Annotated in this window: 14 protein-coding genes; 5 read left to right on the top strand and 9 right to left on the bottom strand. The window is 41.5% G+C overall.

Annotation, left to right across the window (positions count from 1 at the left end; genetic code table 11):
• Positions 1–55: 55 nt before the first annotated feature.
• Positions 56–1645: a Na+/H+ antiporter gene (locus B3600_RS01470; protein WP_112374769.1), complete on the bottom strand. Its 1590-nt coding sequence runs from the start codon at positions 1643–1645 to the stop codon at positions 56–58.
• A 220-nt stretch (positions 1646–1865) separates the two neighbouring features.
• Between B3600_RS01470 and B3600_RS01465 the strand changes: the two genes are divergently transcribed.
• Complete coding sequence (locus B3600_RS01465; protein WP_286751849.1) at positions 1866–3101, top strand: MFS transporter; 1236 nt, start codon at positions 1866–1868, stop codon at positions 3099–3101.
• Positions 3102–3216: 115 nt separating this feature from the next.
• On the opposite strand, the gene B3600_RS01460 is transcribed toward B3600_RS01465, so the two are convergent.
• Positions 3217–4086 (bottom strand): pirin family protein, encoded by an 870-nt coding sequence (locus B3600_RS01460; RefSeq protein WP_070564311.1) that lies wholly within the window; start codon positions 4084–4086, stop codon positions 3217–3219.
• A gap of 244 nt (positions 4087–4330) precedes the next feature.
• Between B3600_RS01460 and B3600_RS01455 the strand changes: the two genes are divergently transcribed.
• The gene (locus B3600_RS01455) at positions 4331–5200 is read left to right on the top strand and encodes an alpha/beta hydrolase (RefSeq protein WP_286751848.1); all 870 of its coding nucleotides are present in this window, start codon (positions 4331–4333) and stop codon (positions 5198–5200) included.
• Between the two features lie 42 nt (positions 5201–5242).
• Here B3600_RS01455 and B3600_RS01450 read toward each other — a convergent pair whose 3' ends face one another.
• A complete protein-coding gene (locus B3600_RS01450; protein WP_286751847.1) occupies positions 5243–6169 on the bottom strand; it encodes an SRPBCC family protein in 927 nt (308 codons plus the stop codon).
• Between the two features lie 305 nt (positions 6170–6474).
• Between B3600_RS01450 and B3600_RS01445 the strand changes: the two genes are divergently transcribed.
• On the top strand, positions 6475–7464 hold the full coding sequence (locus B3600_RS01445) for a GlxA family transcriptional regulator (protein WP_112374766.1): 990 nt from the start codon (positions 6475–6477) through the stop codon (positions 7462–7464).
• A gap of 7 nt (positions 7465–7471) precedes the next feature.
• The gene (locus B3600_RS01440; protein WP_286751846.1) at positions 7472–8272 is read left to right on the top strand and encodes a GNAT family N-acetyltransferase; all 801 of its coding nucleotides are present in this window, start codon (positions 7472–7474) and stop codon (positions 8270–8272) included.
• 60 nt (positions 8273–8332) lie between these two features.
• Here B3600_RS01440 and B3600_RS01435 read toward each other — a convergent pair whose 3' ends face one another.
• Positions 8333–9535 carry an MFS transporter gene (locus B3600_RS01435; RefSeq protein ID WP_286751845.1) on the bottom strand — a complete coding sequence of 401 codons (1203 nt, stop codon included), beginning with the start codon at positions 9533–9535 and terminating at the stop codon, positions 8333–8335.
• Positions 9536–9705: 170 nt separating this feature from the next.
• Between B3600_RS01435 and B3600_RS01430 the strand changes: the two genes are divergently transcribed.
• The gene (locus tag B3600_RS01430; RefSeq protein WP_286751844.1) at positions 9706–11304 is read left to right on the top strand and encodes a sulfatase family protein; all 1599 of its coding nucleotides are present in this window, start codon (positions 9706–9708) and stop codon (positions 11302–11304) included.
• Between the two features lie 42 nt (positions 11305–11346).
• Here B3600_RS01430 and B3600_RS01425 read toward each other — a convergent pair whose 3' ends face one another.
• From B3600_RS01425 to B3600_RS25555, 5 genes are all read right to left on the bottom strand, one after another.
• Positions 11347–12144, bottom strand: coding sequence for a GIY-YIG nuclease family protein (locus B3600_RS01425; protein WP_286751843.1), 798 nt, complete (start codon positions 12142–12144; stop codon positions 11347–11349).
• A gap of 126 nt (positions 12145–12270) precedes the next feature.
• Positions 12271–14304 (bottom strand): heavy metal translocating P-type ATPase, encoded by a 2034-nt coding sequence (locus B3600_RS01420; RefSeq protein ID WP_286751842.1) that lies wholly within the window; start codon positions 14302–14304, stop codon positions 12271–12273.
• 34 nt (positions 14305–14338) lie between these two features.
• Complete coding sequence (locus tag B3600_RS01415) at positions 14339–15649, bottom strand: efflux RND transporter periplasmic adaptor subunit (RefSeq protein ID WP_286751841.1); 1311 nt, start codon at positions 15647–15649, stop codon at positions 14339–14341.
• A gap of 7 nt (positions 15650–15656) precedes the next feature.
• On the bottom strand, positions 15657–19979 hold the full coding sequence (locus B3600_RS01410; RefSeq protein WP_286751840.1) for a CusA/CzcA family heavy metal efflux RND transporter: 4323 nt from the start codon (positions 19977–19979) through the stop codon (positions 15657–15659).
• A 152-nt stretch (positions 19980–20131) separates the two neighbouring features.
• Positions 20132–20461, bottom strand: a complete 330-nt coding sequence (locus B3600_RS25555; RefSeq protein ID WP_313240106.1) for a DUF6660 family protein — start codon at positions 20459–20461, stop codon at positions 20132–20134.
• Between the last annotated feature and the right edge of the window lie 70 nt (positions 20462–20531).

Genomic DNA, 20531 nt, shown 5'->3' with positions numbered 1-20531 from the left:
AAGATCTATCCATGAAAAACAATAAACATTGACTTAAGTCAAAAACAGCAAACACCTACAATTTCATTTCTTGATAAATATTTGCTGTCCATAAATCAAGTTCAAATTCCTTTTTCCTAACATCTTCCAAGGGATAAATCCCCTTTTGATAGCTTCTCACAAGTTCTTTTCGCTGCACTTGAATCATAGATAGTTCGATGTCAAAATAGCATGCTCGCCACTCATCCCTACAGATAATGTCTTTGATAGATCTCTTCATGTCGTTAGGTTCTTCCCTTTGATTTTGCAACTTTACTTGCATCTTTTGTACGACTTCTTGCACTAATGGTCTGTCGATTTCCAGACTTTCCAAATAGCTTAACGAACGCTCAATCAATAAATCGTTTAGTTCTTTCCCCTTATCCTGTTTGTTCGGCTTGGGAGTAATACGCTTAATAAGTTGAGGCAAACTAATTCCTTGAATAACTAACGTGAAAATAATGACAACAAAGGAAAGAAAGAGAACGGTATTTCGCTGTGCAATGAGCGAACCATTGTTTGCATATAAAGGCAATGCAAATGCGGTAGCAAGTGAAACAACCCCGCGCATACCCGACCAAGACAAAATAATATACTCCTTTCGAAATCGCCATTGAAAAGCTGCATCCTCTTTATCTTCCCGACAAGAAAACAGCGGAAAAAAGTAGGTCACAATTAAGCGTATCAGAATTAACAGACAGAAGATCAAGAAGCCGTACAAAGTCAGAACGATTATTTCTGAACGAGGTATTGCTTCAACAATGTGGGGAAGCTGCATGCCTAAAATCAAAAAAACGAGTCCATTTAGAATAAAGATAATGACATCCCAAAAATGGCTCATCTGTAAACGGCTTGCTGAGCTAAATAAGGAAAAGGAATTCCAGGAGATATACATACCTAAACTGACGACAGCCAGGACCCCTGAAGCGGCTAAATGTTCAGCAAGGCTATATGTCGCAAATGGTAACAACAACACAGCAAAGGTTTCGACATTACTATTGCCATGGAGAAAGCGATGTAATTTTACAAACCCATAACCGATCGACAAACCTATTGCCACTCCACTTATTCCCATTATCACAAACTGTAATCCAGCATTCCAAAATGAAAAACCACCACTTACCAATGCTATAATCGCACACTTAAATGCAATTAATGCGGATGCATCATTAAGCAGACTTTCCCCCTCAAGAAGCGTGATTAATTTTCTCGATAGGGGAAGATCCTTCGCAATGCTCGTCGCTGCTATCGCGTCCGGTGGCGAAATAATTGCCCCTAACGCAAAGGAAATCGCCCAGTTAAATCCTGGAATGATCGAATGAACAACAACTGCAATAACAGTCGTTGTAATCAATACCAGTCCGACTGCCAATAAAGAAATCTTAGAAAATTGCCGTTTGAAATCCGGAATAGATGTATTCCAGGCTGCATCAAACAAAATTGGCGGCAAAACTATATTAAAAATTATATCGGGATTAATCGCCAATACCGGAAAGCACTGTGCCAAACTCAATATAAGTCCCACGATAACCAATAAAATGGGGAGTGCTAGTTTTAAACGGCTCCTAACTGATGTGATCACAATTAAAATAATAGAAATCCAAATAATATGCTCGAGTTCTGTCATTTGATAAAAAATTTAAGTCCCAAAACTAATCGCCTCGCAACTGAAAAACCATGACTTAAGTCAAAAAACAGCAACACAAAAGCTAATCCAGTACATAATTATCGAACTTCTGGATCAATTTAGGTTAATCAAACTTCAATTCTTCAATTCATGGATCGAATTCTTCAATTCCTCCATTACTGATCGCTGTAAATTTGCAGCCAAGGAAATAAAATTCAAAATGATACATACAACAGACATAACAAATCAAACCATAGAGTTTCACGTAGACTCAAAGCGGCATACACCTGTACTTACGAAGCCCCTTTTATGGCTTATTACCTTGACAACGGGAATAGTGGTCGGCAACAACTATTATAATCAGCCGCTTTTGGGATTGATGGCAAAAGACTTTCACGTTAGTGAAGCTGCAATTAGCATGATTGCTATGCTCACACAGATCGGTTTTGCAACCGGGCTGCTCTTTATCGTCCCTTTGGGAGATATGATAAAAAGAAAGAAATTAATATTAACCATATTTCTGCTGATCGTAGTCTCCTTATTGGCTATGGTCTTAGCTCCCACCCTCGAGTTGCTCTATATCGCAAGCTTTATGGTTGGATTCAGCTCTGTCGTTCCTCAAATGCTCGTTCCCCTCACGGCCGAACTAGCTGCTCCCGAAAAACGCAATTCATCAATCGGAATGGTCATGAGTGGCTTACTATTGGGTATTCTGCTTTCCCGTGTCGCAGCTGGATTTATTGGCGATATCTGGGGATGGCAAGCAATCTATTATATAGCTATAGCATTAATGGTTTTATTCATGTTATTATTAGCTTTCGCACTACCTGATGTAAAACCGACATTTCAAGGTACTTATCTCCAATTAATGCACTCCTTGGTCCATCTGACAAAAACTCAACCGGTATTACGGCTATCTGCACTCAGAGGGGCTTTAGGCTTTGCTGGATTCAGTGCTTTTTGGATTACATTAGTATTTCATTTACAGGAAGCTCCTTTCTACGCAGGCTCTGCCGTAGCGGGATCCTTCGGATTAATAGGGGCTGTTGGCGCGCTGGCAGCATCAGTGGTCGGCCGGATTGCAACGCGTGTTTCTACGTATACCATTATTCTTGGTTCCATATTTATCCTGCTATTGAGCTGGATTTTATTCTACATCGGAGGGAATAGCTATATCGGATTAATAACAGGTGTAATCTTAATCGACCTGGGTTTACAATCCATGCATATCAGCAATCAATCTGCTTTTTTTGCCTTAAATCTAGGGGCAACCAACCGACTAAATACAGTCTATATGTTTAGTTACTTTGCCGGTGGATCATTGGGTAGTTACTTGGCTTCCCTGGCTTGGAAATACTTTCAATGGAACGGCGTGGTATTGACCGGCTTTTGTTGTACACTACTGGTCCTCATCGTGCATGTCGGCTATGATAGACGACCAAAAAACTTTTCTTAGTCGTTGAGCACGACAATCCAAAGAAATGCAAGTTAACGGACAATCTTTTCTATTTTGATTTCCATACATGGCCTACATATTAAGGATATAAGCCATGTATGGAAATTTATTTCATTTATTCAAGTACGCCAAACTTGCCAGCTTGAAAATCTTCAAAGGCTTGGTAAATCTCCGCCTGTGTATTCATTACAAATGGGCCATAACTCACGATAGGTTCATCAATGGGTTCACCACTTAACACAAGTAAAACTGCATTCTTATTTGCCCTTATCGAAATCTCTTCACCATCATGACCAAATAAGACAAAGCTATGCTCCTTAGCAAGTTCACCGTTGACTACAACCTCGCCATTCACAACGAGCATCGCTGTATTATGATTTTGTGGAACCAAAAAGTTCGTTTCATGCTGTTCTTCCAATTTGATGTCAAATAGATTGACAGGGGTATAGGTGCTCGCTGGTCCAACCATATCCTGAAATTTCCCCGCGATGACATTGACTACCCCTGCCGCATCGGGCAACACGACTTTCCCCATCTGATCGGCAGTAATTGCCTGATAGTGCGCCGCTGTTGATTTATCTTTCGCTGGTAAATTAACCCAGAGCTGAACCATTTCAAATAATCCGCCTTTCTTTGAAAATTCCTCTTCATGGTACTCTTTATGCAATATGCCAGCGCCGGCAGTCATCCATTGTACATCACCCGGACGAATAACACCGCTATTCCCCGAACTGTCATGATGGGCTACACTACCTTTGTAGGCGATAGTCACGGTTTCAAATCCTTTATGCGGATGTACATCCACGCCTCTAATATGATCCGAAGGTCCAAAATCAAATGCTGCATTGAAATCCAGTAAAAGAAATGGACTCATCCTCTTTTGGGAAATCCCATTCCCTGGTATCATATTAAATACACGAAATCCATCTCCTACCATGCCAGGTTGAGCTGGACGTTGGAAAATTCTTTCAATTGATTTTTTCATGTTATAATCTCCTTTTTTATCGTTCTTGATGAATTTAAGTTGAAGCCTAAATGATCACTTCATTTTAAATTGCTATCTCAAAGGTACGACAAGAAGAAGTCTGCTTCCAACAACCTAGATTAAGGCGTAAACTTAACCTAGATTAAGTTTATAAGAAAGATACCGCTAAAACTAGGAATTCCCACATTTTCTGGATGCCACAGAAATGTGTAACTTAAATAAAAATCATAGACCAAGTATATTTATGCACGTAAACAATACCACCGCATTAACAAAATTCTATCGTCACCTTTGGTCACGTCCAATGCTATTACTCCTGCTATTCATCTTTTCATACCTCGTAGTACATGCGCAAGCCAATAATAAGGCTAAAGTGAAACCAAACTGGAATGAGATCCTTGAGGAACAACTATTTCCAGGCAAAAAGCTCCAAGATTCAACCTTCCATTTTCAGGGCAAATATGAAGAAAAATTTATCACAACAGCAGATCATGTTAAACTCCATGGGATCTTGTTTAAGGCAGACAAGAGCAAAGGACTAATTTTCTATTTGCATGGCAGTAATGGGGCGGTAGACACTTGGGGTAAAATTGCGAATATCTATACTGATAACGGCTATGATCTTTTTATGTTAGACTACCGAGGTTACGGAAAAAGTGAAGGTAAAGTAACCAATGAAGAACTACTTTATAGTGATCTGCAAATAGTCTATGATAACCTGAAACAACATTATCCGGAAGATCATATCATCATAATTGGTCAATCGATGGGTACAGCACTGGCTTCAACTATTGCTTCGCATAACGCCCCAAAAATACTTATTCTTCAGGCACCTTACTATAGTTTTGAAGATTGGACGCAACATATCGCTCCTGAGCTCGATACAAGCGGGCTCCCCTTTCATTTCGACAATGCTTCGGCATTACAAAAAGTAAAATGTAGAACGATCATCTTCCACGGAGACCAGGATAAAGCCGTCTATTTTGACTCTTCCATTAAACTGAGTAGATTCTTTAAAAAACAGGATAAATTGATTCGGTTGGCAAAGGAGGGACATAATGATTTTTCTAAAAATAAAGACTATCTGCATGCGATTGCCAAGCTATTGCGATAGTCTCATTTTATACCAAAAATACACTATGCCCCTTCCCGAATTTTATACATTAAATTCGGGATAAGGAAAACCCTTTCCTTTTTCACAGAAAAATTTTAAACTCCTGAAAAATAGTGCCCAATCAAAACTACAGGAAGCGAATTCCGCACTATAATTTGTCCAGCCATCATGGTGAAACAGCAGCATACATCCCTTTTGCTGAGGTTCAAGTTCAAAGGTCAGTGTCGTTCCAATCCATTCCTCAAATGCCTTGACACAGCGCCACTCGACCCTGGAATAAGGCTTCAGCGCAATAACTTCCATATTTTTAAAATAGCTGGGACCAAATCCAAAGCGCAGGATCGCACCAATCTCTGGCTTTGCCTTCGTATCTGGTGTCCACCAGCCTGCTAGTCCTTCCGCCGTTGTAAGCGCCTTGTAAACAGTCTCTACCGGAGTTTCAATTAACAATCTATGGTAGATACTTTTTGTCCCAGGATCATGTGGTATGCGATTCTCTTCCATAGCGTCCAGCGCTATTTCCTCCTTTGGAGTAGGCTGTCCCATCCCCGTTAAAATCAATTGTCTTAGGCTGTCCGCTATGTAATATGTCCAGGCATCATGACATACCTTATAACATTCCATCTGGGAATTAAGCCCACGATGGGTGAAATGTAATGTAGTTGTACCTACATCTTCAACAATATCGAAGATAATGGAACTATTCGTCCATTCCCGTTCATCCTGGGTAAATTTAAAATAGTTTTCGAGGACCCGCCAGACTACTTTACGATCTGTTTCCATCGTTTCTATTCGTATTCGACAACGATGTACATCCTGATAATGATATATAAACTCATCATGCAAAGCAGCAGTTGGCCCGTCAATATTTTGAGACCACCATCCACGGACATTATTGATTGCTTCAAATACGCGTTGAGCACCTGCATCAACGGTAATACTCATTTTAAAATCTTCCTTTTTCATCATTCTTCGTATTTTTAACCATTAACTCATACTTCTTATCTTCCTATACCTCAATCGAATCAAATATGTAAATCTGAACATCATGAGTTTGAGGCGCCAAGTTTCTTCAGTCAACTTATATATTGCGATCATTCGTACCATCCTGTCGTTTTAATTTAAATTTATAGATCAAATATAGTGGAGTTCAAAACACAAAAAGGGGTGTAAAATAGACATTCTCAGCGGTTGATTTAGACAAGTCGTTTCGGTATATTTGAATAGTATCAAATAAGCGTACTATCGTTTATTCAATCTTATAAACTTTCAACATGAAACACCTAACGATCTTAGTTCCAAACAGTCAGACAGGCCCTAATACCATATCGTGCATTATTGGAACATACCATGTATTCACCGAAGCGAACCGCTATTACGATCAACTGAACAGGGAGCCTATATTTATTATAGAATTAGCAGGAGTTTCTAAACAGAGTAACTTTGTCAATGGATTATTAACGGTCATGCCACAGAAAGATATCACTGCAATTCAAAAAACAGACCTCATTATTGTACCCGCTGTCATTTCCAATTTTACTGCAATAGAAGCTGGGAATAGCGTTCTTTCAGAATGGATATTACACCATCATGCCAAAGGAGCAAATGTTGCAAGCATGTGTACCGGTGCATATCTGCTCGCATCCACGGGACTTTTAGATAACAAAAGCTGCTCTATCCATTGGAAATCAGCAGCAAACTTCCATAAGCTCTTCCCCAAAGTCAACTTAAAAACAGAACAAATTATTACCGATGAGCAGGGAATCTATACCAATGGTGGCGGTTATTCCTTCCTCAACCTCCTCCTTTACCTGGTTGAAAAGTTTTACGACAGACAGACAGCGATTTATTGCTCCAAAATATTTCAAATTGATATTGCCAGACAAACGCAATCCGATTTTATGATCTTTAATGGTCAAAAGTCACATGGCGATGAAATGGTCATGCGTGCACAGGACTATCTCGAGAATAACTTCTCAGAAAAAATCTCCATGGAGAAGTTATCTGAAAAATTCACCGTCGGACGCCGGAATTTCGACCGTAGATTTATTAAAGCGACAGGTAATACACCTGTGGAATATCTTCAACGGATAAAAGTGGAATCGGCAAAAAAGGAATTGGAAAGCTCGCGGAAAACGGTAAATGAAGTAATGTACGCTATTGGGTATACTGACGTAAAGGCTTTCCGTGAAATATTCCGTCGGTTTACGGGACTATCCCCCCTTGAATATAAAAACAAGTACAATAAAACCGCAATAAAATAGAGGCTACATGAATTTTGATCCTATTCAGTTTTCCGATCTTCCCATAATTACAACGCTAAGTCCGGAAGGATGGGGCAATATCACGATCAAAATACAACACTATATAGAAAGCCCTTTTTGTTTTCCCATAAAACTCCTGGTCGATCAGAAAATTGTCGCCATAGGTACGACCATTATCCATAGTAACGTAGCCTGGTTGGGACATATTATCGTTGCTGCCGATGAAAGAGGAAAAGGCTATGGGAAACACATCACCCAAGAACTTATTCATATAGCAAATAGCAAAAAATGCAAGAGCATCCAACTCATTGCAACGGATATGGGCGCACCAGTTTACACAAAACTCGGCTTTAAGGAATCTTCTTCCTATCTTTTCTTTGATGATATACAGATCACTCAGCTTGAAGAACCGGACCACAGCATACAGCACTATCAATCCCGTTATAGCGAGCAACTTTTGGCACTCGACCAGAAAACTGCTGCCGAAAATAGACGGTTCGAAATAGAACCACATTTCACGGCTGGCTTTGTCTATGTGGAAAACAAAACTGTCCGCGGCTATTACCTTCCCACTTTGGGAGAAGGTCTTATTGTCGCCAATAAACAATCCGCCGGAATGGCTTTGTTGAAACTCTATTTAAGGCAAAATTCCAAAATTGTACTACCTCAAGAGAATACAACCACAGTTTCCTTCCTATTGAACCAAGGAAATCCTATAAAACGCCGGGCCAAGCGCATGTACCTGGGTGAAAATATCGATGTTCAATTTAAGTCTATCTTCAATAGAATTGGTGGAAATATTGGTTAACATCAATCCTATTCGCTATTTTTTTAGGACCGACAACAAATTTCAAGACGACATGAAGGATTATGAAAGTTGACCAACGGCATCCTCAAGAACTTCTTTGTTATCCATAGTCGGCTGCTTTTTGCTTCGTTGGATGTAACATAAAGAAATGACTATCCCTAATGCCGCCATTACCGCACCAACCAAAGCTGGAGAAGTGTAACCATAGCCTTGATTAATAGGCACACCACCTAAAAAAGCACCCAGCGCATTCGCAATATTAAAACATGCAGGCCCCAGAGAAGCAACCAACATTTCAGCATCACTCTTTACCGAATTAAGCAATAATAGGGTTAACGAAGGTACAAGCGCAAAAGTAGTGACTCCGGTTAAAAAAGTCATCACCAAGGATATCCCAACGTTGTCGGACATGCCATAAATAGCCAGCATACATAAAATCTGAACCACCAATACGGCTACGACCACCTTTGTTGGCGAAAAAGTATCCGTCAACTTCCCGCCGATCAAATTCCCCACAAACATACCCAATCCAGCCAACACCATAATATACGGCAGGTATTTATCAGCAATCCCAGACACTTCAGTCATCAGCGGAGCAATATAACTTATCCAGGCAAACAACGCCCCTGGGGCCACTGAAAATAATAAAACCATAAACCAGACATTCACATTGCGAAAAATGCCAAAGTCCTTCCAGGGATTATTTTTAGGTGCTGCTTTCATTTTAGGCATCCACAACTTTAAGGCTAACATGGTCAAAATACCGACGACAACAATCAATAAGAAAGTATAACGCCATGAAAAATGATGCCCTATATAGGTACCCAATGGAACCCCAAATAAATTGGCAACGGTCAATCCCGAATACATCGTCGCTACCGCCTGCGCTTCTTTCCCAGGATCGGCCAATCGACTAGCAATGACAGACCCTACACCGAAGAAAGCACCATGCGGCAATCCTGAAATAAAACGCGACACCAGCAAAAGACCGTAGTCTGGAGCAATCACAGATAATCCATTAAACAGGGTAAATAATCCCATGAGGGTAATCAGGGTTTTAAGGGGCGACAACCGATTCATAGCAACTACCAATAGTGGAGCACCAATAACAACACCCAAAGCATAAGCGGTAATGAGATAACCAGCTTCCGGAATTGAAACTTGCAGGCTTTGGGCAACGTCCGGTAACATCCCCATCATACTAAATTCGGTAATACCTATCCCTAATCCCCCTAGTGCAAGTGCTAATAAACTCTTCTTCATATATAAGTAAAATTATCAATACTGCAAATTTCTATCAGAATAATAAAATAAACAAATCATTTAAATAGTAAAAGGTATCATTAAACTAATAGCATCATCTTTGTCTCAATGAAAACAGCTATATTAGCTTGTGGTAAAAACGATCGTCGCAACATATACAAACCTTAACCATGAAATTGCATCATTATATTCTTACATTCACCTTGTACGCATGTGTACCTTTTTGGGCATTGGCACAAAAAGAGCAGACAAAAAAGCATCCAAATATTGTATATATCATGAGTGATGACCATGGTTATCAAGCGATCAGCGCTTATGGTTACGGATTAAATGAAACACCCAATATTGACAGATTAGCAAAGGAAGGTGCCATTTTCACACGTGCGACCGTGACAAATTCATTATGTGCGCCCAGTCGGGCTGTACTTTTAACGGGAAAGCACAGTTATATGAATGGGAAAATTGATAATGAGGCAAAATTCGACTGGAATCAGGACAACTTTGCCAAGATTCTTCAAAAAAATGGGTACCAAACAGCATTAATTGGTAAAATCCACATGGATGGATTGCCACAGGGATTCAACTACTCCGCGGTCCTTATCGACCAGGGCGAATATTATAATCCTAACTTCATTATCAATGGTGTGAAACAACAAATACCAGGCTATGTATCGGATCTCACCACCGATATGACCTTAGATTGGATCGCTAAAAGAGATACTAGTAAACCATTCTGTGTGCTTTATCATCAAAAAGCGCCACACCGAGAATGGCTACCTGCTTTACGGCATATTCAACAATATACATCAAAAACCTATAAAGAACCGGACAATCTATTCGACACCTACGAAGGAAGAGGAACCGCCGCAAAAACCGCGGAAATGAATATCCTTAAACACATGAACTGGGCTGGTGACAATAAGATACCGCCTACGCTAATGGATGAATTGGGACTAAAAGAATATCTATCTTGGGATAAAGCTGCCTTTAATGGAAACTTAGGAAGAATGACCGCAGCACAACGTGCAACATGGGATTCAATATACAACCCAATTATGGCAGATTTTAAGATAAAATATCCCAGCATGTCCAAAGAAGACCTGATGCGCTGGCGATATCAACGCTATATGCAAGATTACCTGGGTACCGTTGCAGCGGTAGACGATGGTGTTGGACGCCTATTGGAATTTCTGAAAGATAATAGACTTGACGAAAATACCATTGTCATTTATACCTCAGACCAAGGATTCTATCTAGGTGAACATGGTTGGTTTGATAAACGTTTTATGTATGAGGAATCGCTTCGAACTCCCTTATTGATCCGCTATCCAGCAGAAATTAAAGCTGGCCAATCCTCAAAAGCACTTGTCCAGAATCTCGATTTTGCCCCAACAATCCTAGATTATGCAGGACTTGCAATCCCGAAAGATATGCAGGGAAAATCTTTTCGTGGCCTACTCAATGGAAAAGAAAAGCAATGGCGCGATGCCGTATATTACACCTATTATGAGTATCCTTCCATTCACATGGTAAAACGACATTATGGAATTCGTACCGAAAGGTACAAACTGATCCATTTCTATTATGACAAAGATGAGTGGGAATTATACGATCTAGAAAAAGATCCACAGGAAATGCAGAATGTATACCATGTACAAGGATACCACAACGTACGTGAAGAAATGCATCATAAACTGGACGAAGCGCGAGCCTACTATAAAGATTCCGATGAGAACGACAAAAAGTTTTTACCAAAGGTGAAACACTGATTTACTGGTGTATCAAGCCAGTAAATCAGTGTTGATAAAAATTTAAACAGGGTTGAGTTTGAAATAGCGTCTCAAAATACGTCTAACATCTCTGTTCTCGGCCTTGAAGACGATGGCTTCTCGCTTTTTCTTTTCGCTATAAACACGCTTATTGCAGTAGCCAAATCCTTTATACCGACCGTCCAACAAGTAAACAAGGCCCTTTTCATTGGGATTACGCCCTAAAAATTCCAAAAATATTTCGCCCAGCGGAAGCTCCGAAGAGACGACAAATTCCTGCACTCTTCGATTATAGTCTTCTGGAAGCTCCTGCGCAATACAAGCCCCCTTGCAGGTCTTCAACATATACTGAAAACAATGTTTCGTATACGTCTGTAACTTATTTATTTTTTGACACAGCTGATAAGCTTCCACGATATGAAATAATTGCTCCCGCCCCTCCTGGTAACTCGAAAAAGTCATTAACTCTTCACGTTCGGGATCAAGTGTCTCAACCTGCAAGACTTGATAACCTGAAGGATTCACAGCCAGGTAAAGGCCAAATCCATAGTAAGTTCGACGCTGCGCTCGATTGTAATAGGGTTGGTGTTTTTTGATCAGGTCAGATTCATACAATAACGCAAGTAATTCATGACCGGTCAGTTCAAATCCAACTCTGCAGGCTGCTCCTTGGATTTTACGTTCCTTAAAATCTGTACTTCTAAAATGCTGCAATAACCTATTTCTAATATCGATACTCTTGCCCACATAAATTAGCGCATCATGCTTATCATAAATATAATATACGCCGACTGCTGAAGGTACTCCTTCAAGCAATCCGGCAATTTGCTCTTTCGTCATTACATAAAAATCACGCCCAAATATACTAATATATTTAGTGTTTTAGATGATGGCTAATAAAAATAGGCATACACCCACCCTTCATTTCATCCAATGAAAAGGGCGGGTGCAACTTAATGCTAAATGTCAAAATTTCATTTTCTGAATTCTTATGGCATTCAATATCGCAATCAACGATACGCCAACATCGGCAAAGACTGCCTCCCACATCGTTGCCAATCCCCCAGCGCCAAGAATCAACACGATCCCCTTAACTATGAAGGCAAGGCCTATATTCTGATAAACGACTTTTTTCGTCTCTTTTCCAATGCGAATCGCCATTGGAATTTTCGAAGGTTTATCATCTTGTATCACGACATCTGCCGTCTCGATCGTCGCATCACTGCCCAGTCCCCCCATCGCTATTCCAACATCGCTCAGTGCGACAACCGGAGCATCATTAACGCCATCCCCCACAAAAGCAACAGATTCGTTTAGTCCCTTTATTTCCTTGACTTTATTCACTTTATCTTCCGGCAGCAGATCGCCATAGGCCTGATCTATTCCAAGTTCCTTGGCAACATAGGCGACAACAGTCGTCTTGTCCCCGCTCAGCATTGTGGCTTTTACACCGAGTTTATGCAGTAGCTGTATGGTAAGCGCAGCATCCGCTTTGATGCTATCAGCAATGGTCATGAATCCTACAAATTTACCATCTAAAGCGATCGCGATGGTCGTATATACGATACTATTGGGATCGATATCATAGACTACATTAAATTTGTCCAGCAATTTAAAGTTGCCCACCAGCAACACTTTGCCATCAGCCATAGCTTTTAGTCCATGTCCAGGGATTTCTTCTATGGTATTGAGATCGACAGACTCATCGATCGGACCGACATATTCTCTAATCGCTGTTGCAACTGGATGGCTACTGTGGCTCTCTATTTTATTGACGAGCTTTAAAATCCTTGCTTCGTCGTAACCGGCCTGTAGCTTAATTTCCTGCACTTTAAAAACGCCGGCAGTCATTGTTCCGGTTTTATCCATCACGACATGGCGGATAGCTGCCATCGCATCCAAAAAATTACTGCCTTTAAAAAGTATACCATTTCTACTTGCAGCACCAATTCCACCAAAATACCCCAAAGGAATTGAAATGACGAGTGCACAGGGGCAAGAGATCACTAAAAACACGAGAGCCCTATACAACCATTCGCTAAATACATATTGATCCACAAACAAGTAAGGCAGGAGACAAATTCCAATGGCCAAAAACACGACAATTGGGGTATAAATCTTAGCAAATTTGCGAATAAACAGCTCTGTGGGTGCTTTTTGAGCCGTTGCGTTCTGTACGAGCTCGAGGATTTTGCTCAACTTGCTGTCCTGATATGCTGTTGTCACTTGAATTAGGCTCACGGTGTTCATATTAATCATTCCAGCCAGTACAACATCACCCTTCATCTTTGTATCTGGCTTGCTCTCGCCAGTCAGCGCAGCTGTATTAAATGCACCTTGCTCAGACAACAATTCACCATCAAGCCCAAGCTTTTCACCAGGTTTCAGCTGAATTATTGCTCCAATACCTGCATCGGCAGCTTTGATCACTTTGCTCTTTCCATTCTCCAAAATGGTCACCTCATCCGGACGCTGATCCAGTAGAGCCTTAATATTACTTTTAGCCCTACTTACCGCCAAGGTCTGAAACACCTCTCCTACGGCGTAAAACAACATTACCGCTACAGCCTCGGGGTATTCTTTGATCCCAAAAGCGCCTATGGTAGCAATACTCATTAACAAAAACTCCGAAAAGATTTCCCCTTTGGCTATACTCTTTAAAGCATCCCTGATAACAGGAAACCCAACCGGTAGATAAGCTAATATGTACCAGCCTGTACGGACCCAATCCTTAAACCAGGATTGTGCAATCCAATTATCCATGGCTATAGCAGCAATGAGTAAGATAAAAGAAATTAGCGCAGGTAGAAATAACTGCATCTGACTGGCCCCTGCCGTCGAGTGATCTTGACCGTCCTCATCATGGCTATGGTCATGACCTTGGCTGGAAGCCGGAGCTTTCCCAATAAGATCCTCAGCTCCAGCCTGATTATATATTTTTTCTGTCTGTGTACAACAAAGCTGCCTGCCCTGTGCATCATAACGATGTTTATGTTCCATCACTTGCTTTGATTATGTTAACAAATACGGTCAATTAATGTTCGTGCCCACCTGTATTGCTCATTTTGGCATTGATAAAAAAAGCACCCTTCACAACAATTTTTGTTCCAGCAGGCACTTCTGTAACCGGGGTAATCGCCGTATATCCCAAAGCAGATACGCCTTTTTGAATCTCAATTTTTTCAAAATTGATGTTTTTAGCCTGTTCTTCTCCATGCTGCCCGGCTTCTTGCTCATTTTTATGCGCATGTTTTGCTTCACCTTCATCGTGCGCATGCCCGTGATCGTCATGCCCCTCCTCATGCTCTTCCGGTTTCTTGTTGGTCTCCACAAAAATATAATACTTGCCGTCAGCCTCCACGATTGCGTCATTCGGAACAGCCGGAGTCCGCACATTTTTGACACCGATCATACCCGTAATGTTCATCCCATCAATCAACCCCACTTTGCTGCCCACAACCGTACTGTGTACAGCGATGGTCTTGCTGTCATTTTCAAATGAAGATCCAATTGTAAAAACTTTAGCGGTATAGGTCTTATCCGGATTGTTGGTCAGCTGAAAGTTGATGAGCTGTCCGACTTTAACCAAAGGTAGATCCTTTTCAAATACCTGCAGATCCAAATGCAACAGACTATTGTCAACAATCTCGATCACCGGAGAAGAGACATCCACATAACTCCCTATTTTCGCAAAAACATTACTAACTGTTCCATTGATAGGGCTTGTTACGGCCAGTGAAGTTCGCATATTGGACAGATTCACGCTATTGGGGTTAATACCCATCAATTGGATCTGTTGTTGCAAGGAAGCCTTTCGGGCCCTTAAACTGTTGAAGTCTGCTGTTGCGGCCTGCAGATTTTTCCGTGCGCCTGCATTGCCTTCATTGAGTTCCTGTTGCCTTGCCATTTCTTGTTCGGCCAAGGTAATCTTACTTGCCAGGGATACATATTCCTCCTGCAATTGTACAAACTGGGGGTTGATAATCGTGGCGATCACCTGCCCCTTACGCACATTGTCCCCCAGCTGCACATTCAATGTCTTTACAACACCACCATAAAGCGCCGTCGCATTCGCTTTATTGTTATTGGGTACACTCAAAAGTCCATTGGCCTTAATGGTAGCTGTTAGTTCCTTCTCTTCAATCCCTCCAAAAACGATTCCCACAGCCTTTATTTGTGCAGCACTCAATGCCGCCACCGTCACCGGCCCTTCCTCATGCTCCGCTTCGGCTTTGGGTACTTCCTTTCCTTCCGGTTGACCTTTACGCTCGGACTCATTAGAACCGCAACCGTAAAAAACAGTAACGGCTACACATACGATAAATATCTTTATGAAAACTTTCATTGTTGCCTTATTTGTTATTGAAGTAATTATATTGAATTGCTGATTGATTATACTGATTGAGGACTTCTAAATAATTCTGGCGAATGCCAATGGCCTGACTTAAAAATTGGCTTAATTCAGCAAAATTGATCTCCCCCGTTCTATAACCCAAACTAGCTGCTTTAATAATTGCATCAGCTTGTTTTAACCCCGAAGACTCATAAAATTGCAGCAATGCACTATTCTTGTCAATTTCAGCAAGTGCATTCCCTTTATTTGTCTGGAATACCTGCGTATCATATTCCAACTTACGCTGTTGAACTTCCATTTCAGCGTTGGCAACCTTCACTTTACTTTTATAGGCGCCCAAGCTAAAGACCGGGAAGGATGCGGAGACCGAGAATCCCGATAATGGATCTTTGGCTCCCCAAACACGTTGGGAGAAAAATCGACCCGAGAACTCAGGCTTATTGGTATTTTTCTGAACACTGATGTTTGATGAAGCGATATTTACATTTTGCTGCTGTAAAACCAGTAAAGGATGCGCCGTTTCATCTGATGGACTTGCGTCCACGACAATCTTCTCCAAGGATTGATCCAATGGGAGCATCCACTCATTACGGTCTAACAACATCATCAATTGCTGTTGCTGAATAATGATATCCTTTTTGTTTTGAACAAGTTGTGCCTGCAGCTCTTTCAGCTTTGCTTCAGCCGCGATCTTATCCAGCGCAGCTACGTCACCCGTTCTAAAGCGAAGTTCAGTTGCTTTGAACATGGCGGTATAGATACTATCCAACTCCATATACAGTTTTTGGCGATCCTGAAGATACCAGAGCTGAAAATAGGCTGTCCTCACGTCTTTGGTAATCGCAGTTTTCAATACATCTGTATTTAGGTTCGCATATTTTAGTTGTTCTTTAAAATACGCCTTACGCGCAGTGTAGAGTCCAGGCCAGGCAATACTTTGCGTTATACCAATTTTCAATAAGCCGGCCTTATCCGTAGGACGGTAATCTTCATTTTCTGCAAAAATCCCGGTCTTGGGAATTTCAGTCGCCGTCTTAACATTGAAACCAGCGCCCACGATTTCAGCCTGGTTGATCTGAAACTGACGATTGTTCTTCAGCGCAGTTTCTACAGCTTCTGTGACAGAAATGCGCTCCTGTCCAAACACCTGAGATCCCAAAGCCATAAATAGGAAAGCAAGTATTGTGACGATGGTCTTAGCACCTCTACTTCGTTTCATATTCAATTTAGAATTAAAAATTATATACAATAAGGGTAGCACAAACAAGGTCAGGAAAGTTGCCGTTACCAATCCGCCAATAACAACCGTTGCCAAAGGTTTCTGAACTTCAGCGCCGGCACTTGTACTTATTGCCATCGGTAAAAAGCCCAGTGAAGCCACGGTCGCAGTCATGAGTACTGGACGCAGACGAGTCAACGTACCTTCTTTAACGCGTTGAAAAATATCATCGACACCCTCTTTTTTCAACTGATTGAATGTCCCAATTAAAACGATACCATTGAGTACGGCTACGCCAAACAAGGCAATAAAACCGATACCGGCACTAATACTGAAAGGCATGCCGCGCAACATCAACGCAAATACACCCCCTATAGCACTCATTGGAATTGCAGTAAAAATAAGCGTCGCCTGCTTAAAGGAATGAAACGTGAAATACAACAGCATAAAAATAAGCAATAAGGAAACTGGCACAGCAATCAACAAGCGTGAGCTCGCCTTCTGTAAATTCTCAAACTGCCCCCCATAGGTGAAATAATACCCTGCAGGAAGTTTTACATTTGCAGCCAATTGTTGTTGGATATCTTTTACGACGGTTTGAACATCACGCCCGGCCACATTAAATCCAATCACAATTCTTCGTTTACCCGCTTCGCGGCTGATCTGGGCCGGCCCCAATTTATAATCAATGGCAGCGACCTGAGAAAGCGGAATCTGCGTACCCGTATCTGTAGGAATCATCAGATTACGCACATCATCAATGCTGTTTCGATGCGTTGTATCTAACCGGACGACCAAATCAAAGCGACGTTCATTTTCATAGATCTGTCCCGTGCTTCGACCGGCAAAAGCAGTACTCACCACGTCATTGACGTCCTGAATCGTCAAGCCATAATTTGCAATACGGGTGCGGTCATAAACGATATTGATTTGTGGGAGGCCGGATACACGCTCCACTTGTGGCGAAGTCGCCCCTTGAACGGATTGAATCTGCGCGGCAACCACATTGGCGTAAGCGGCTAGCGAATCGATGTTTTCACCGAAGATCTTTACAGCAACATCCTGACGGATACCCGTCATTAGTTCATTAAAACGCATTTGAATAGGTTGGTTTTTTTCGAAGAAGACACCCGGAATTACTTCTAGTTTCTCCAGAATAGCGCTCCCCAGTTCTTCATAAGAACGGCCCGACTTCCACTCTTTTTGAGGCTTCAATACCACCATAATATCTGTCGCTTCCGGTGGCATAGGGTCTGTTGGTACCTCAGCAGCTCCTGTTTTACCGACAACCATCTTCACCTCATCGAACTCTTTGATAATCCGGGATGCCTGCATCGAGGTTTCGATACTTTGCGAAAGTGAGCTTCCCTGGGGAAGTATGCAATGGAATGCATAATCACCTTCCTGCAATTGTGGAATAAATTCGCCTCCCATATTCTTAAAAAAGAAGGCCGACAAAGCAAAAATGGCAACGGTTAAACTCACGATTAGGTATTTAAACCGAATGGCTTTTTGTAATAAAGGCTCATAAATACGTTGCAGTCCCGCAATCATCCGGTCGCTCAACGTTTTCTTGTCGCTGTGTTTTTTCGGCAGGAACAGAGCGCACATCATGGGGATATAGGTTAACGAGAGAATCAATGCGCCGAAAATAGCAAACCCAACTGTTTGTGCCATTGGACGAAACATTTTCCCTTCAACACCCACTAATGTTAAAATTGGAATATAGACAATAAGAATAATAATCTCACCAAAGGCTGCACTGGTACGAATCTTTGAAGCAGACTCAAATACCTCATGGTCCATCTCGGCCTGGGTCAATTTCTCGGTAGACTTTCGTAAGCCTAAATGGTGTAGTGTAGCTTCCACCACAATGACGGCTCCGTCTACAATCAAACCGAAATCTATCGCGCCCAAACTCATTAAATTGGCGCTTACGCCGAAGACGTTCATCAGTCCAAGTGCAAATAGCAGCGCCAGTGGAATTGCCGAAGCAACGATAAGACCTGCGCGCAAGTTCCCAAGAAATAAGACTAGGACAAAAATGACGATCAGGGCACCTTCAATCAGATTTTTTTCAACGGTACTTATCGCACGCCCAACGAGGTCTGTCCGGTCCAAATAGGGCTCTATAACCACATCATCAGGTAGCGACTTTTGAATAGTCGGTAGTTTTTCTTTCACGCGGTTGACCACCTCATTGCTGTTTTCACCCTTTAGCATCATGACGACACCTCCCACAGCATCAACCTCACCATTGTATGTCAAGGCACCATAGCGCACAGCATGACCAAAACGTACATCCGCAACATCTTTAACATAAATCGGTATTGCTCCTGATTTTCGGATGGCAATATTTCTGACATCTTCCAAGGAGGTCGCCAGCCCAATTCCCCGAATAAAGTAGGCATTCGGTTTTTTATCAATATAGGCACCGCCTGTATTTTGATTGTTTTTCTCCAGGGCAGTAAATAGCTCTGGAATGGTGATATTCATCGCCTTAAGTCTATTCGGATCAACAGCTACTTCATATTGTTTGAGCTCACCACCGAAACTATTGACCTCGGCAATTCCAGGTGTGCCATAGAGCTGACGGGCAACAATCCAATCTTGCATGGTGCGCAAATCTTTTGCGTTGTATTTCTTTTCGCTTCCCTTTTTGGGATGTATAATATATTGATATACTTCTCCTAGTCCAGTACTCACTGGAGCCAGCTCAGGTTTACCAATACCTTGTGGAATCTGATCCACCGCTTCTTTTAAACGCTCACCAATCAGCTGACGGGCAAAATAGATATCTACATCATCGTCAAAAACAACAGTAATGACAGAAAGTCCAAAGCGCGAAATACTCCTGATCTCCTCAATTTTGGGTACAGTTGCAATACTTTGTTCAATTGGAAAAGTAACCAATTGTTCCACTTCCTGCCCGGCAAGCGTTGGACAAGAGGTAAAGATCTGGACTTGATTATTGGTAATATCGGGAACGGCATCGATTGGCAGTTTCGTTGCACTCCATGCCCCCCAAATGATAAGCAACAAGGTCATTAAACCGATAATGATCTTGTTCTTAATGCTAAATTTTATAATATGATCTAACACAATTATACGTGATTAATGCTTAAATAATAGCTCGTTAGAATAGTTCATCTTTTGTCGTAATACCATACAACAAGCGTATTCCGAGCACAAAGCTGAATAAAGAACAGCATAGCATGCTCTATCAGATTTGTTTCTAGAATTTTTACGAAAAATTAAGCATTAACCTTTGGCGGCTGCCAGATGCTCCCAAAATAACTGGAAACAATCGCTGTATTGAGGACAGGATTACGATTATCAAAATAAATTGAAACCGGGACACCATCTATTTGCGGAAATTGATACGCATAAGCCGTTATATTTCCACTACAACAATTGCAATAGCAGAAAATCGAACAAGCATCGGACGCGTCATCATTATGGTTATGAGTTTGGTTTAATTGTCTTTCCATAGCAGTCTGCTCGCAGCGATTGGTAGAATCACTGCAGGGAACAAAAGAAAGTCCCATAATATATGCTATCAATATGAAAACAATTAACCTCATGAATGCACAAATTTAAAAAAATAAATTAAAATCTCCGCTTAGTCTCAGAAATCTATTGCGATCATCACAT

It is taken from the genome of Sphingobacterium sp. UBA2480, from assembly GCF_002341965.1.
Taxonomy (GTDB): Bacteria; Bacteroidota; Bacteroidia; order Sphingobacteriales; family Sphingobacteriaceae; genus Sphingobacterium; species Sphingobacterium multivorum.
This window is presented reverse-complemented; position numbering and strand designations above follow the sequence as displayed.